Annotated in this window: 12 protein-coding genes; 3 read left to right on the top strand and 9 right to left on the bottom strand. The window is 70.5% G+C overall.

From position 1 onward, the window contains the following. Window positions 1-129: 129 nt before the first annotated feature. On the top strand, window positions 130-1038 hold the full coding sequence (locus AB0305_RS16660; RefSeq protein WP_290258438.1) for a LysR family transcriptional regulator: 909 nt from the start codon (window positions 130-132) through the stop codon (window positions 1036-1038). Window positions 1039-1041: 3 nt separating this feature from the next. On the opposite strand, the gene gatB is transcribed toward AB0305_RS16660, so the two are convergent. The 4 genes from gatB to AB0305_RS16640 form a co-directional block, all read right to left on the bottom strand. Beyond that, the gene (gene gatB / locus AB0305_RS16655; RefSeq protein WP_364137017.1) at window positions 1042-2547 is read right to left on the bottom strand and encodes an Asp-tRNA(Asn)/Glu-tRNA(Gln) amidotransferase subunit GatB; all 1506 of its coding nucleotides are present in this window, start codon (window positions 2545-2547) and stop codon (window positions 1042-1044) included. After that, entirely contained in the window at window positions 2547-4127 is a 1581-nt protein-coding gene (gatA, locus tag AB0305_RS16650; protein WP_364137015.1) for an Asp-tRNA(Asn)/Glu-tRNA(Gln) amidotransferase subunit GatA, read from the bottom strand. The genes gatB and gatA overlap by 1 nt, the downstream gene beginning before the upstream one ends. Before the next feature lie 3 nt (window positions 4128-4130). Further along, window positions 4131-4427, bottom strand: coding sequence for an Asp-tRNA(Asn)/Glu-tRNA(Gln) amidotransferase subunit GatC (gene gatC, locus AB0305_RS16645; protein WP_364137013.1), 297 nt, complete (start codon window positions 4425-4427; stop codon window positions 4131-4133). 412 nt (window positions 4428-4839) lie between these two features. Then, window positions 4840-6363 carry a CitMHS family transporter gene (locus tag AB0305_RS16640; protein ID WP_364137011.1) on the bottom strand — a complete coding sequence of 508 codons (1524 nt, stop codon included), beginning with the start codon at window positions 6361-6363 and terminating at the stop codon, window positions 4840-4842. Window positions 6364-6495: 132 nt separating this feature from the next. On the opposite strand from AB0305_RS16640, the gene AB0305_RS16635 reads away from it, so the two are divergent. After that, window positions 6496-8232 carry an ATP-binding protein gene (locus AB0305_RS16635; protein ID WP_364137009.1) on the top strand — a complete coding sequence of 579 codons (1737 nt, stop codon included), beginning with the start codon at window positions 6496-6498 and terminating at the stop codon, window positions 8230-8232. After that, window positions 8225-8890, top strand: a complete 666-nt coding sequence (locus tag AB0305_RS16630) for a response regulator (RefSeq protein WP_364137007.1) — start codon at window positions 8225-8227, stop codon at window positions 8888-8890. The genes AB0305_RS16635 and AB0305_RS16630 overlap by 8 nt, the downstream gene beginning before the upstream one ends. On the opposite strand, the gene AB0305_RS16625 is transcribed toward AB0305_RS16630, so the two are convergent. From AB0305_RS16625 to AB0305_RS16605, 5 genes are all read right to left on the bottom strand, one after another. Beyond that, entirely contained in the window at window positions 8880-9401 is a 522-nt protein-coding gene (locus AB0305_RS16625; protein ID WP_364137005.1) for a hypothetical protein, read from the bottom strand. The two genes, AB0305_RS16630 and AB0305_RS16625, sit on opposite strands and share 11 nt — an antisense overlap. Before the next feature lie 55 nt (window positions 9402-9456). Then, complete coding sequence (locus tag AB0305_RS16620; protein WP_364137003.1) at window positions 9457-9960, bottom strand: GNAT family N-acetyltransferase; 504 nt, start codon at window positions 9958-9960, stop codon at window positions 9457-9459. A gap of 64 nt (window positions 9961-10024) precedes the next feature. Next, window positions 10025-10855, bottom strand: coding sequence for an inositol monophosphatase family protein (locus tag AB0305_RS16615; RefSeq protein WP_364137001.1), 831 nt, complete (start codon window positions 10853-10855; stop codon window positions 10025-10027). Next, window positions 10852-13137: an NAD-dependent DNA ligase LigA gene (ligA, locus tag AB0305_RS16610; RefSeq protein ID WP_364136999.1), complete on the bottom strand. Its 2286-nt coding sequence runs from the start codon at window positions 13135-13137 to the stop codon at window positions 10852-10854. Before ligA ends, AB0305_RS16615 begins: the two co-directional genes overlap by 4 nt. A gap of 152 nt (window positions 13138-13289) precedes the next feature. After that, complete coding sequence (locus AB0305_RS16605) at window positions 13290-13556, bottom strand: hypothetical protein (RefSeq protein ID WP_290257160.1); 267 nt, start codon at window positions 13554-13556, stop codon at window positions 13290-13292. Window positions 13557-13610: the final 54 nt, after the last annotated feature.

Raw genomic sequence — 13610 nt, 5'->3', positions numbered from 1 at the left:
TGCTGGTGCCGCCGGGGAGGTGGCGGGGTGTGGGTCAACTCACCCCATTACAACCGCCCGGATGCATTAGCACAACCGAAAATTTCTCAATCGACGATTTAGATTTTTCTTAGCCGTAGGATGGTGGGCATGGAAATCCACCAGCTCGAAATGCTCCGCGAACTCGGCGCCCTGGGCAGCGTCAAGGCCGTCGCCGAAACCCTGCTGGTTACCCCCTCGGCGGTGTCCCAGCAGCTGGCGGCGCTGCAGCGCTCCGTGGAGGTGCCGCTGACCCGCAAGGAGGGCCGGAACCTGGTACTCACCGAGGCCGGGCAGGTGCTCGCCGACGCCGGGGCCGCCGTCGTCAGCGCCATGGCCGAGGCCCGCGCCGCGATCGGCGAATACCACGGCTCCCCCGCCGCGCCGGTGACCCTCAGCGGGTTCCACAGCGCGGGGCAGGCGTTGTTCGCGCCGCTGGCCCGGCTGCTGGCGGGGCCGGGCCGGCCGGAGGTGCGGCTCTCCGACGAAGACGTCGCACAGCAGGACTTCCCGGCCCTGACCGCCCGCTACGACCTGGTCCTGGCCCACCGGATGGACCACAGCCCGCGCTGGCCCGAGGAGCGGGTGGCGGTGATTCCGCTGGCGCACGAACCGCTGGACGTGGCGTTGCCGGCGGGCCACCGGCTGGCCGGGCAGCGGGCGGTGAGCGCGGACGACGTCGTCGGCGAGCCCTGGGTGACCAGCCACGCCGGCTACTCCCCCGCGGACGTGCTCTCCGCCGTCGCCGCCGTGGCCAGCCGGGAGCTGAATATCGTGCACCGGATCAACGACTACTCCACGGTGGCGGCGCTGGTGGCCGCGGGGAGCGTGATCGGGCTGCTCCCCCGGCACACCGCCCGGCCGGTGCTGAACCCCTCGATCGTGCTCAAGCCGCTGGAGGGGATCAGCACCCGGCGCCGGATCGACCTGCTGGCGCGGCCGGAGAACCTTAAACGCCGATCGGTCATGATGGTCTGCGAGGCGCTGCAGACGATCATGACCGATCTGGTGGGGGCTTAGGCTCTAGCCTTCGACGCCGAGGCGCTCCAGGATCAGCTCCCGGACACGGCCGGCGTCGGCCTGGCCGCGGGTGGCCTTCATGACGCCGCCGACGATCGCGCCGATCGCCTGGACCTTGCCGCCGCGGATCTTGTCCGCGACGTCCGGCTGCGTGGCGAGGGCAGCGTCGATGGCTTCGAGCAGCGGGCCATCGTCGGAGACCACGGCGAGGCCGCGCTTCTCGACGATTTCCGCCGGGGTGCCCTCGCCGGCGAGGACGCCGTCGAGGACCTCGGAGGCCATCTTGTTGTTGATCTTGCCGGCCTCCACCATGGTATTCAGTTCCACGATGGTGGCCGGGTTGACGCCCAGCTGGCCGGGGTCGACGTCGGCGTTCTTGGCGCGGCCGACGATCTCGCCCATCCACCATTTGCGGGCCACCGTGGGGGTGGCGCCGGCTGCGATGGTTTCCTCGATCTCGTCCATGACGCCGGCGTTGACGACGTCGCGGAACTCCAGGTCGGAGTAGCCCCAGTCGGCCTGTAGGCGCTTGCGGCGGGCGGCCGGCGGCTCGGGCAGGGTGGCCCGGAGCTCCTCGACCCATTCACGGGAGGCGACGACCGGCACCAGGTCCGGTTCCGGGAAGTACCGGTAGTCGTCCGCGTCGGACTTGGGCCGGCCCGAGGTGGTGGAGCGGGTGTCCTCGTGCCAGTGCCGGGTCTCCTGGATGACCGGTTCACCCGCATCCAGGACGGCGGCGTGCCGCTGGATCTCGTAGCGGACGGCGTGTTCGACGGCGCGCAGCGAGTTCACGTTCTTGGTCTCGGAGCGGATGCCGAAGCGTTCGCGGCCGTGCGGGCGGAGCGAGACGTTAGCGTCGCAGCGGACGTTTCCGCGTTCCATCTTCGCGTCCGAGACGCCGAGGTTCTTGACGATCTCGCGGATCGCGGCGACGTAGGCCTTGGCCAGTTCGGGGGCGCGGCTGCCGGCGCCCTCGATCGGCTTGGTGACGATCTCCACCAGCGGCACGCCGGAGCGGTTGTAGTCCACCAGCGAGTAGTCCGCGCCCTGGATGCGTCCGGCGGCGCCGCCCATGTGGGTGAGCTTGCCGGCGTCTTCTTCCATGTGGGCGCGTTCGATCTCGACCCGGAAGACGGTGCCATCGGAGAGCTCGATGTCCAAGTACCCGTCGTAGGCGATGGGTTCGTCGTACTGCGAGGTCTGGAAGTTCTTCGGGGTGTCCGGGTAGAAGTAGTTCTTCCGGGCGAAACGGCAGGACTCGGCGATCGTGCAGTTCAGCGCCAGGCCGATCTTGATCGAGGACTCGATCGCGGTCTTGTTCACCACCGGCAGGACGCCCGGGAGGCCCAGGTCCACCTCATTGACGTTGGTGTTCGGCTCGTCGCCGAAGACGTTCGGCGCGGAGGAGAACATCTTGGTCTTGGTGTTCAGCTCGACGTGGACCTCGAAGCCGAGGACGGGGTCGTACTTCTCCATCGCCTCTTCGAAGCTGAGGGTTGCGTCAGTCATTAGTGTGAACCTCCGTGGCTCAGGGCGGCGGCAGCCGCAGAAGAAGCAGCCGTAGAAGAATCAGTGAGTGAAGGGGCCTTCGCCAGCAGGGGACCGCCCCACTGTTCCTCGAGCAGCGACTCGAGCACGGCGCCGACACGGTAGAGGCGGGCGTCCTGCCGGGCCGGGGCCAGCAGCTGGACACCGACGGGCAGGCCGTCCTCGTCCGCCAGGCCGCCGGGCAGGGACAGGCCGGGGACACCGGCCATGTTCGCCGGGATGGTGGCGACGTCGTTGAGGTACATCGCCAGCGGGTCGTCCAGCTTCTCGCCGAGCTTGAACGCCGTGGTGGGCGCCGTCGGGGAGATCAGCACGTCGGCCTGGGCGAACGCGGCGTCGAAGTCGCGCTGGATCAGGGTGCGCACCTTCTGGGCCGAACCGTAGTATGCGTCATAGTAGCCGGCGCTCAGGGCGTAGGTGCCCAGGATGATGCGGCGCTTGACCTCGTCGCCGAAGCCGGCCGCGCGGGTGGCGCCCATGACGCGTTCGATGGTCAGCGGACCCTCTTCGGGCAGCACGCGCAGGCCGAACCGGACGCCGTCGAACTTTGCCAGGTTGGAGGAGGCCTCCGAGGGCATGATCAGGTAGTAGGCGCCCAGGGCGTACTTGAAGTTCGGGCAGGAGACCTCGACGATCTCGGCGCCGGCGCCCTTGAGCAGCTCGAGTGCCTCGTTGAAGCGGTTCTCGACGCCGGCCTGGTAGCCCTCGCCGTGGAGTTCCTTGATGATGCCGATCTTCATGCCCTCGACGTTGCCGGTGCGGGCGGCGGCCACCAGGTCCTCCAGCGGGTCCGGCAGCGAGGTGGAGTCGCGCGGGTCGTGGCCGCCGATCACCTGGTGCAGCAGCGCGGAGTCCAGCACGGTGCGGGAGACCGGGCCGATCTGGTCCAGCGAGGAGGCCATGGCGATCGCGCCGTAGCGGGAGACGCCGCCGTAGGTGGGCTTGACGCCGACGGTGCCGGTGACGGCGCCGGGCTGGCGGATGGAGCCGCCGGTGTCCGTGCCGAGGGCCAGCGGGGCCTCGAACGCGGCCACCGCCGCGGCGGACCCGCCGCCGGACCCGCCGGGGATGCGGTCCAGGTCCCACGGGTTGCGGGTGGGGCCGTAGGCGGAGTGCTCGGTGGAGGAGCCCATGGCGAATTCGTCCAGGTTGGTCTTGCCCAGGATCGGCATCCTGGCCGCGCGCAGGCGCTCGACGACGGTGGCGTCGTAGGGGCTGTGCCAGCCCTCGAGGATCTTCGAGCCGGCCGTGGTGGGCTGGCCGACGGTGACGATCAGGTCCTTGACGGCGATCGGGACGCCGGCCAGGACGTGCAGGGCCTCGGCTTCGGCGCCGCCGGCGGCGCGGATGGCGTCCACCTCGGCGGCGACGGCGAGGGCTTCCTCGCCGTTGACGTGCAGGAAGGCGTTGACTTGGCCGTCGACGGCGGCGATGCGGTCCAGGTAGGCCTGGGTGACCTCGACGGCGGTGACCTCGCGGGCGGCCAGCTTCTCGGCGAGCGCGGCGGCGGAGAGGCGGATCAGTTCGTTGGTGTCAGTCATGTCTTAGTCCTCATCCAGGATGGCCGGGACCTTGAAGCGGCCCTCGTACGCGTCGGGGGCGCCGGAGAGCGACTGCTCGGCCGTGAACGTGTGGCCGACGACGTCCTCGCGGAAGACGTTGGTCAGCGGGATCGGGTGGGACGTGGCGGGGACGTCTTCCCCGGCGGCTTCACTGACGGACTTGACCGATTCGACGATGACGGCGAGCTCGCCGGCCATCCTGTCCAGCTCTTCAGCACTCATCTCGATGTGCGCGAGACGCGCGAGATGCGCGACGTCGTCGCGGTTGATCGCAGCCATGGATCTCCCCTGCAAGGTTCGGATTATTTTCCGTCCCAGTCTACGTGGGTTGAACTACGCTTACCGCCCGGCGTGGCCGCCGTGGGACGGCCTGCTGCCTTTCGGCGGCGGGCCGGACGATCCTCCGCGTGCTCGCTCGTCCACCCCCACCGTCCCCCTCCCCTCGCAAGTCCCCACCGGCTCCCAGCCTTCGCAAGCTCAGGCCGGGTCCCGCGCCGGCGTGGCCCCTCGGGCAGGGAACCCTGACGGCGGGGGCCCTCGCTTAGACGCACGCTGGCGGATGTCCGTCCCGTCGCCGATGTGCCTACCTCACCTCACGGCCCCTGTCCGGGGCTCGGGGCCCGGACAACGCAAAGGAGGCAGGGGCGGAAAAACTTCCGCCCCTGCCTCCTTTTGTTTTTCTCTTTCGTTGTCAGCCGATGCCGATGGCTCCGGTGGCCAGGCCTACTCCGAGCATGACCAGGGAGATGACGGCGGTGCGCCAGAGGACCTTCTTGTGGTGGTCGCCCAGGTCCACCTTGGCCAGGGAGACCAGCAGGAGGATGGCCGGGACCAACGGGCTCTGCAGGTGGAAGGGCTGGCCGGTGATGGAGGCGCGGGCCATGTCCGCCGCGCCGACGCCGTAGTGGGCGGCGGTTTCGCTCAGGACCGGAAGGACGCCGAAGTAGAAGGCGTCGTTGCTCATGAAGAACGTCATCGGGATGCTCAGGATGCCGGTGATGACGGCCATCAGCGGGCCCATGTCGGACGGGATGATCTGCACCAGCCACTCGGACATGGCCTTGACCATGCCGGTGCCGTTGAGGACGCCGGTGAGGACAGCGGCGGCCATGACCATGCTGACGACGGCGACGATCGAGGGTGCGTGGGCGATCAGCTGCGCGCTCTGCTCCTTGATCTTCGGGAAGTTGACCAGCAAGGCCACTGCCGAGCCGACCATGAACACGAAGGGCAGCGGCATGATGTTGGCCACGAGGGTCACCATGACGGCCACGGTCAGGGCCAGGTTGAACCAGAACAGCTTCGGCCGCAGGGTGGCGCGGTCCGGATCCAGGGCGGTGTCCGCCATGGCGGAGTCGCGATCGTCCACGAGGTTTTCGGTGCGTTCCAGGACTGCGACGCCGGAGCCACCCGCGGGGGCGCCGCCGGCCGGGGTGCCGGTGCGGCCGGCGCGGCGGCCGGAGGTGCTGGAGGTGCCGGAACCACTGGTGCCCGTGCCGCCGTCGGCCGTTCCGCCGAACTCAACGCCCTCGGCCCAGATCTCCGGGGCGGTGGCGCGGAGGCGGTTGCGTTCCTGCAGGCCCAGCAGCCAGGCGAAGACCATGACCACGGCCAGGCCGACCACCAGCGAGGGGATCATCGGGACGAACACGTCGTTCACGTCGAGCTTCAGCGCGGTGGCGGCGCGGGCGGTGGGACCGCCCCAGGGCAGGATGTTCATGGTGCCGTTGGCCAGGCCGGCCACGCAGGTGAGGACCACCGGGCTCATCTTCAGCCGTAGGTACACCGGCAGCATCGCCGCGGTGGTGAGGATGAAGGTGGTGGAACCGTCGCCGTCGAGCGAGACGGCCGCGGCGAGGACCGCGGTGCCCAGGACCACCTTGGCGGGGTCGTTGCCGAGCTTGCGCAGGATGAACCGCACCAGCGGGTCGAAGAGCCCGACGTCGATCATCAGGCCGAAGTAGATGATGGCGAACATCAGCAGCGCGGCCGTGGAGGTCATCGACTTCATCGAGTCGAGCACCATGGGACCGATGCCCAGGCCCGCGCCGGCAAAGAGTCCAAAAACGGTGGGGACGATGATCAGCGCCAGCACCGGCGTCAGCTTCTTCGTCATGATCAGCACCATGAACACCGCGATCATGGCGAATCCGAGTATTACCAGCACAGCCGGCTCCTTCTTCAGTGGTCCGCACCACTCCGCTGTGATGCGCACTACAGACGTTAGGGTGGCGTGCGTCACGGTGGTGCCTTTGCCTCATTTGATTGGCATACTGCTTGTTGGACGCATTGTGCTCATTTTGCTCACCACCCGATCGACGACGCCGGACCGCCCCAGGAGGCAGCCATGGGACCCCTCACGGGCCGCACTCCCCTGCGTTTCAGCACCCAGACGCTGCTGCTCCAACTCGCCGTCGTGGCGCTGGTGGTACTGCTCAGCGGCGCCGTCCACGCCTGGCTGACCTACGACCGGCTGGGCCGTGAGGCGGAGAACCAGGCCCTGACCCTGGCCCGCACGGTCGCCTCCGACCCCGGAGTCCGGTCCGAGGTGCAGCAGATCAGCGCCCAGGCCGGCACCCCGCCGCCGGCCGAACTGCTCACCGGGCCGCTGATGGCCGCCGCGGAGGGCGCCCGTGCCCGGACCGGGGCGCTGTTCGTGGTCATCACCGACGAGACCGGGCTCCGGCTGGCCCACCCCGACGCCGACCGGCTGGGCGAGCGGGTCAGCACCGACCCGTCCGAGGCGCTCTCCGGCAAGGAGGTCACCACCCGTAACACCGGTACCCTGGGCCCCTCCGCCGGCGCCAAGGTCCCCGTCTACGCCCCCGGCGCCGGGGCGCCAACGGGCCAGGTGGTGGGCGAGGTCAGCGTGGGCTACTCCACCGAATCGATCGGCCAGAGCCTGGGCCGGGACATCGCCCCGATCCTCCTCACCGCCGCCGGCGCCCTGCTGGCCGGTGTGCTGGCCTCCTTCCTGCTGCGGCACCGGCTGCGCCGGCTGACCCTGGGCCTGGAGCCGGAGGAAATCAGCACCCTGGTCCATGACCAGGTGGCGGTACTGCAGGGCGTGGACGACGGCGTGATCGGCATCTCCGCCGACGGCCGGATCAGCGTGTTCAACGCGGCGGCCCGGCGGATGCTGGACCAGCCGGACCTGGCCGGGACCGCCTGGGCGGACGCCCCCGTCCCCGGTGCCCTGCACGCCCTGACCCGGGCGGACGCGGCCGAGGCGGACGCCGTCGAGGTGGTGGCCGGGGGCCGTGCCCTCGTGGCCAGCGCCCGCAAGGCCCTGCACGGGCGCGAGGACCTGGGCTGGGTGGTCATGCTCCGGGACCGCACCGAGCTCCAGCACCTGACCCGGCAGCTGGACGCCGTCGGCACCCTCTCCACCGCGCTCCGGGCGCAGCGGCACGAGTTCGCCAACCAGCTGCACACCATCGCCGGGTTCATGAGCATCGGGCAGCACCAGCAGGCCCGCGACTACCTGGCCAGACTTGCGGCGACCGGCCCGCTGAAGTTCCCGGTGGACCAGGCCGAGCTGCTGCAGGATCCCTACCTGCAGGCCTTCCTGGGCGCCAAGGGCGTGGAGGCGGACGAGCGCGGGGTCAGCTTGCGCCTCGGCCCGGAGACCCTGGTCCGCGGCCAGGTGGTGGAGCCGCAGGACGTCACCACGGTGCTGGGGAACCTGATCGACAACGCCGTGAACGCCGCCGTCGCCGGCTCCGGCCCGGACCGCTGGGTGGAGGTGGAGGTGCTGGACGCCCCCGGCGCGGACGGCGCCGCCGGAACCCTGCACATCATCGTGGGCGACTCCGGCGACGGGCTCCCCACATCCGACGGCGGGTCCGATGCCGGGCCGGACGGGGTCTTCGCCGAGGGTTTCACCACCGCCAGGACCCCGGCACGCGCCGGGGCCGGGCAGGGGCTGGGGCTCGCCCTGGCCCGGCAGCTGGCCCGCCGCCGCGGCGGGGACGTCACCGTGCTGGACCGCGGCAGCCCGGGCGGTCCGGGCGCCGTCTTCCTCGCCACCCTGCCCGGCACCACCGCCATGACCCCGAACCCCGAAGGAGGGGACAATGCCTGAGGACTTCCGCGTCCTGATCGTCGACGACGACTTCCACGTCGCGAAACTGCACGCCGCCTACGTGGACTCCGTGGCCGGCTTCCTGGCCCTGCCGCCGGCCGGTTCCGCGGCCCAGGCGCTGCAGGCCATCCATAGCCTCCGCCCGGACCTGGTGCTGCTGGATGTGTATCTCCCGGACGCCTCCGGCCTGGACCTGCTGCACCAGCTGGATGTGGACACGATCATGCTGACCGCCGCCGCGGACACCGCCTCGCTGCGGGTGGCATTCCGGCGCGGGGCGCTGGGCTACCTGCTCAAGCCGTTCACGTCCGAGTCGCTCTCCCAGCAGCTGCGCTCCTACGCCCGGTACCGCCGGATCCTCACCCAGCCGGGCGCCGTGACGCAGGAAACCGTGGAGCGGGCCAAGCGGTCCCTCATGCCCGGGGACGTCACCGCCTCGGCCCGGCCGCGGTCCGCCACGGAGGCCGCCGTGCTGGAATCCCTGGACCCCGGCGAGCAGTATTCGGCGGCGGAGGTGGCCGCCCGGGTGGGTGTCTCCCGGGCCACGGCGCAGCGCTACCTTTCCTCGCTGGCGGACGACGGCGCCGTCGAGATCCAGCTCCGCTACGGCAGCACGGGCCGCCCGGAGCACCGCTATGGGGTGGCCGTCAGCCGCTGATGCTGCCGCCGGCGCGGAAGGCGTTCCTCCGCGCGTGTTCGTGGATGCGGCCCAGGATCTCCATTTGGGCGTGGCCATCCTCGATCAGCCGCTCGTAGGTGGCCGGGTCGAGGCCGAGCTCGGCGGCGTGTTCCAGGATGGTCTGCCAGCCGCCGATCTTGCCCAGGACGGCAGCGCGCATGAGTTCGGACTCGAGCACCAGGGTCAGCGGGGAGCGGCTCACGATCCGGCCGTTGAGTTTCAGCCGGCCGGCGTGTTCGGCCAGCCAGGCCGCCGCCTGCCGGTGCGGGCGCTGCGGGACGCCGAGCTCGTGGATGAGGTTCCGGAGCAGCTCCCGCTCGCGGGTGAGTTCCTCCACCAGCCGGGCCAGCTCGGCCCGGAACGGGGTGTCGGTGAAGTCCTTGGCCATCCGCTCCACCCGGCCCAGTCCCGCCGTCGAGCCGGTGAGATGGTCCGAGAGGTAGATGCCGAGCAGCTTCCGGTCGATGGTCTCGGGGATGCGGGGTGCCATGCTGGCCACCCTACCCGAGGGCAGCCGTCAGAGAACCGGTACTAGAGGGCCGGCGCTAGAGGTCGAGGCGGTAGACCAGCAGCTTGATCTGGGTGTTAGGGACGAACCAGTCCCGTTCCGGGACCCGCTGGAAGCCGGTCTTTTGGTAGAGGCCGTGGGCGCTTTCCCAGGTCAGGCCGGTGGTGAGGGCCACGCCGGTGACGCCGGGCAGGGTCCGTGCATGGTTGATGATGGCTTCGACCATAGCCTTTCCGGCGCCGCTGCGCTGCACGGCCGGGTCCACCACGAGCATCCGGAATTCCAGTTCGTCGGGCAGGGCGATGTCCGCGTACGGCTCCCCCGCGACGGCCAAGGTGACGGAGCCGATGACCTCGCCGGCGCGTTCGGCCACCCAGATGACGGCGTTGTCGTTGCGCTCGGCGACCTTCCGGATCTGGCGCATGTAGGGGTGGTCGGCGTCGTCGAAGTACCCGGCGGCGAGGTAGGCGTCGGTGGTGATGCGGGCGACGGCGTCGAAGTCGGCCGGGACGGCGGGCCGGATGAGGATCTGCGAAGGCACCTGTCAATGGTACGGGCAGCCGTGCGGGCCACCCGGCCAAAAGGCCCATTCCGTGACTGAGGTATCAGAGCGGGAAGGTGCCGGAGAGCTCCAGCGGCCCGGCGCAGGTCCAGGCGCCCAGGCGCTCCTCGTCCGAGGGCCCGCCGTTCAGCACGCTGGTCAGCCGCGGCCGGCGGACCCAGCAGCCGGCCTCCTCCGCGATCAGGGCGCCGGCGGCGAAGTCATGCTCGTTCAGGCCGCGTTCGCCGTAGGCGTCGTGGGTGCCATCGGCCACCAGGCAGAGGTCCAGCGCGGCGGAGCCCAGCCGGCGGACGTCGGCGAAGCCGCCCATCAGCTGCGCCAGCCCCGCGGCCTGCTCGGCGCGGACCGCCGGGTCGTAGCTGAAGCCGGTGGCCAGGATCTGGCCGGTCCTGCCCTGGACGGGTCCGTTGAGCGCGGTCCGGCGGCCGTTCTCGTCGAGCCAGGCGCCCTGGCCGCGGGAGGCGTAGTAGACCCGGCCCAGTGCCGGGGCATGGACGACGCCGGCCAGCCAGGCCCCGTCGGGCCCGGCGACCGCCACCGAGGTGGCGTAGTAGACGATGTTGCGGATGAAGTTGGTGGTGCCGTCCAGCGGGTCGACGGACCAGCGGTAGCCGCTGGAGTCGTCGGGCAGCACGGTGCCGCCCTCCTCGCCGGTGATGGTGTCCGTGGGCCGGGCGCCGGTGATGACGCCCCGGACGGCGGCCTCGGCGGCGAGATCGAAGTCGGTGACCCAGTCCCCCGCGTCGCCCTTATTGCTGACACCCAGGTCCGCCGAGCTGCGCCCGGCCAGGACGGCGGCGCCGGCGGCGGCCGCCTCCCGGGCCAGCGCGAGGAACGCCTCCGGGGCAGGGAAGGCCGCGTCCGTCCCGCTCATTCGGCGTCGGCCCCGGCGTCGACGACTGTCCCGGCCTCGGTATCGGCCGCACTCCCGCCGCCCACGCCTGCCGGCCCCTCGGCCAGCAGTGCCCGGAAGCCGTCCTCGTCCAGCACCGGCAGGCCCAGCTGTTCGGCCTTGTCCAGCTTGGTGCCCGCGTTCTCCCCGGCCACCACGTAGTCGGTGTTCTTGGAGACCGAGCCGGCGGCCTTGCCGCCGCGGATCAGGATGGCCTCCTTCGCCTCGTCCCGGCTGAAGCCCTCCAGGCTGCCGGTGACCACCACGGTCAGGCCTTCCAGGGTGCGCGGGGTGGAGTCGTCGACCTCGTCCTCCATCCGCACGCCGTCGGCGGCCCAGCTGTCCACGATCTCGCGGTGCCAGTCCTCGGCGAACCATTCCTTCAGCGCCACGGCGATCACGGGGCCCACGCCGTCCACCCCGGCCAGTTCCTCCTCGGAGGCCTGGCGGATCGCGTCCATGCTGCCGAAGGCGGTGGCGAGCGCGCGCGAGGCGCGGGGCCCCACGTGCCGGATGGAGAGGGCCACCAGCACGCGCCAGAGCGGCTGGGATTTGGCCTTCTCCAGCTCGGCGAAGAGCTTGACCGTGCTGGCGGTGGGCTTGGACGGGTTCTTGGCCGTGCCCTTGGTGTAAAAGTACGGGACCAGTTCGTACTCGCCGGTGCCCACGCCCTTGCTGCGCTTTTCGCGCCGGATCCGGACGTCCGCGAGGTCCTCGGGGGTGAGGCGGAACAGGGCCGCCTCGCTGGTCAGCGGCGGGGTCTCGGGCACGGTGGGCTGGGTGAGGGCGACGGCGGCCTCCCAGCCGAGCGCCTCGATGTCGAAGGCGCCGCGGCTGGCCACGTGGAAGACGCGTTCGCGCAGCTGTGAGGGGCAGGACCTGGCGTTGGGGCAACGGATGTCCACGTCGCCCTCCTTGCCCGGGGCCAGCGGCGTGCCGCAGGACGGGCATTCGGTGGGCATGACGAAGTCCCGGACCGGCGGGTCCTGCTGATCCCGGAGCGCCAGGACCGGGCCGACGATCTCCGGGATCACGTCGCCCGCTTTGCGCAGAATGACGATGTCACCGATCTTGACGCCCTTGGCCTTGACGACGTCCTGGTTGTGCAGGGTGGCCATGCTGACGGTGGAGCCGGCGACCTTGACCGGCTCCATGATGCCGAACGGGGTGACCCGGCCGGTGCGGCCGACGTTGACGGCGATGTCCAGCAGCTTGGTGTTGACCTCTTCGGGCGGGTACTTGTACGCCACCGCCCAGCGGGGCACGCGGCTGGTGTAGCCGAGGGCCCGCTGGGTGGCGAGGTCGTCGACCTTGACGACGATGCCGTCGATCTCGTGGCTGAGGCTGTGCCGCTTGTCCCCGTAGCGTTTGATGAAGTCCAGCACCTCGGCCAGGCCGGGCAGCACCTCGAAGTAGGGGCTGGTGGGCAGGCCCCAGTCGGCGAGCTGGCGGTAGGTGTCCGACTGGCTCCGGGTCTGCAGGCCCTCGCGGGCGCCGATGCCGTGGACGTACATCTTCAGCGGCCGTTTGGCGGTCTCGGCCGGGTCCTTTTGCCGCAGCGACCCGGCGGCGGCGTTGCGCGGGTTGGCCAGCGGGGCCTTGCCCTCGTTGATCAGGGCCTCGTTGAAGGCGGCGAAATCCTTGGACGGGATGAACACCTCGCCGCGGATCTCCATCTCGGCGGGGAAGTCCGTGCCGGTGAGCCGCTGCGGGATTTCCTTGATGGTCAGGACGTTGTGGGTGATGTCCTCGCCGGTGGTGCCGTCGCCGCGGGTGGCGGCGCGGACCAGGACGCCGTCGCGGTAGAGCAGGTTGACGGCCAGGCCGTCGATTTTCAGTTCGGTGAGCCACTGCGGCGGGGTGCCGCCGTTGCCGATTTTGGCGATGCCGGCCTCGGCCTTGGCGATCCAGGCTTCCACCTCCTCGACCGAGAAGACGTCCTCGAGGCTGTACATCCGGGTGAGGTGTTCGACGGCGGTGAACGCGGCGGAGACCTCGCCGCCCACCTCCTGGGTGGGTGAGTCGTTGGCGACCAGCTCGGGGTGGGTGGCCTCGAGCGTCTCCAGCCGCCGGTAGAGTTCGTCGAATTCGGCGTCGGAGATGACCGGGGCGTCCTCCTGGTAGTACGCGAAGCGGTGCTTGCGGACCTCCTCGACCAGCTGCTCGTACTCCTCGCGGATGGCCTCGGACGGGACGGCGCCGCCGTCGCTGCCGGGGGCGGTGGCCGTGGATTCGCTGTCTGCTGCGGTCTTCGCTGTGCTCACAGACCTATCCTGCCTTAGAACGCTGACATTGTGTCGGCACGGAAAGTTGTCCGGTTCCGGAAAAGCGGTCCGGCGGAGGGATGCGTCAGGCCCGGACGCGGGTGCGTCCGGGCCTGACGGTACTTCCTGCGCGGGCCGTGCTCGCGGAGCTCTTAGCGGGCGGAGGCGCTCTGCTGCTCGGTGGCGTTGCGGACCGCCTGCTGGCCGGCCTGCTGCAACGCCTGGGACACCCGGGTCAGGGCCGCGACGTGCTCGCCGTTCCACTCGCTGCGGAACTTCTCCGCGTCCGGACCCATCCACTGCGTGCCCGCCAGGACCTTGGTCAGCATCGACTTCTGGTTATCGATTTCCTGCGACCCGGCCTGCAGCTTGGACCCCAGCGCCTTCAGCTGATCAACATCTGCACCCCAAATAGCCATGCGAAAAATCTCCTTAGATCGTCGGACCCGAACCTCTCGGCGTCCCCAGCGGCC

The organism is Arthrobacter sp. NPDC080086, assembly GCF_040702285.1.
The sequence above is the reverse complement of the archived record's forward strand: the minus strand, read 5'-3'. Positions and strand labels throughout refer to the sequence as shown.

What these genes read in the sequence shown, in the direction of transcription:
- gatB (WP_364137017.1), bottom strand. Translation starts at nt 2,547, where the DNA reads ATGACTGACGCAACCCTCAGCTTCGAAGAGGCGATGGAGAAGTACGAC.
- AB0305_RS16635 (WP_364137009.1), top strand. Translation starts at nt 6,496, where the DNA reads ATGGGACCCCTCACGGGCCGCACTCCCCTGCGTTTCAGCACCCAGACG.
- AB0305_RS16605 (WP_290257160.1), bottom strand. Translation starts at nt 13,556, where the DNA reads ATGGCTATTTGGGGTGCAGATGTTGATCAGCTGAAGGCGCTGGGGTCC.
- AB0305_RS16630 (WP_364137007.1), top strand. Translation starts at nt 8,225, where the DNA reads ATGCCTGAGGACTTCCGCGTCCTGATCGTCGACGACGACTTCCACGTC.
- AB0305_RS16625 (WP_364137005.1), bottom strand. Translation starts at nt 9,401, where the DNA reads ATGGCACCCCGCATCCCCGAGACCATCGACCGGAAGCTGCTCGGCATC.
- AB0305_RS16660 (WP_290258438.1), top strand. Translation starts at nt 130, where the DNA reads ATGGAAATCCACCAGCTCGAAATGCTCCGCGAACTCGGCGCCCTGGGC.
- gatC (WP_364137013.1), bottom strand. Translation starts at nt 4,427, where the DNA reads ATGGCTGCGATCAACCGCGACGACGTCGCGCATCTCGCGCGTCTCGCG.
- AB0305_RS16615 (WP_364137001.1), bottom strand. Translation starts at nt 10,855, where the DNA reads ATGAGCGGGACGGACGCGGCCTTCCCTGCCCCGGAGGCGTTCCTCGCG.
- gatA (WP_364137015.1), bottom strand. Translation starts at nt 4,127, where the DNA reads ATGACTGACACCAACGAACTGATCCGCCTCTCCGCCGCCGCGCTCGCC.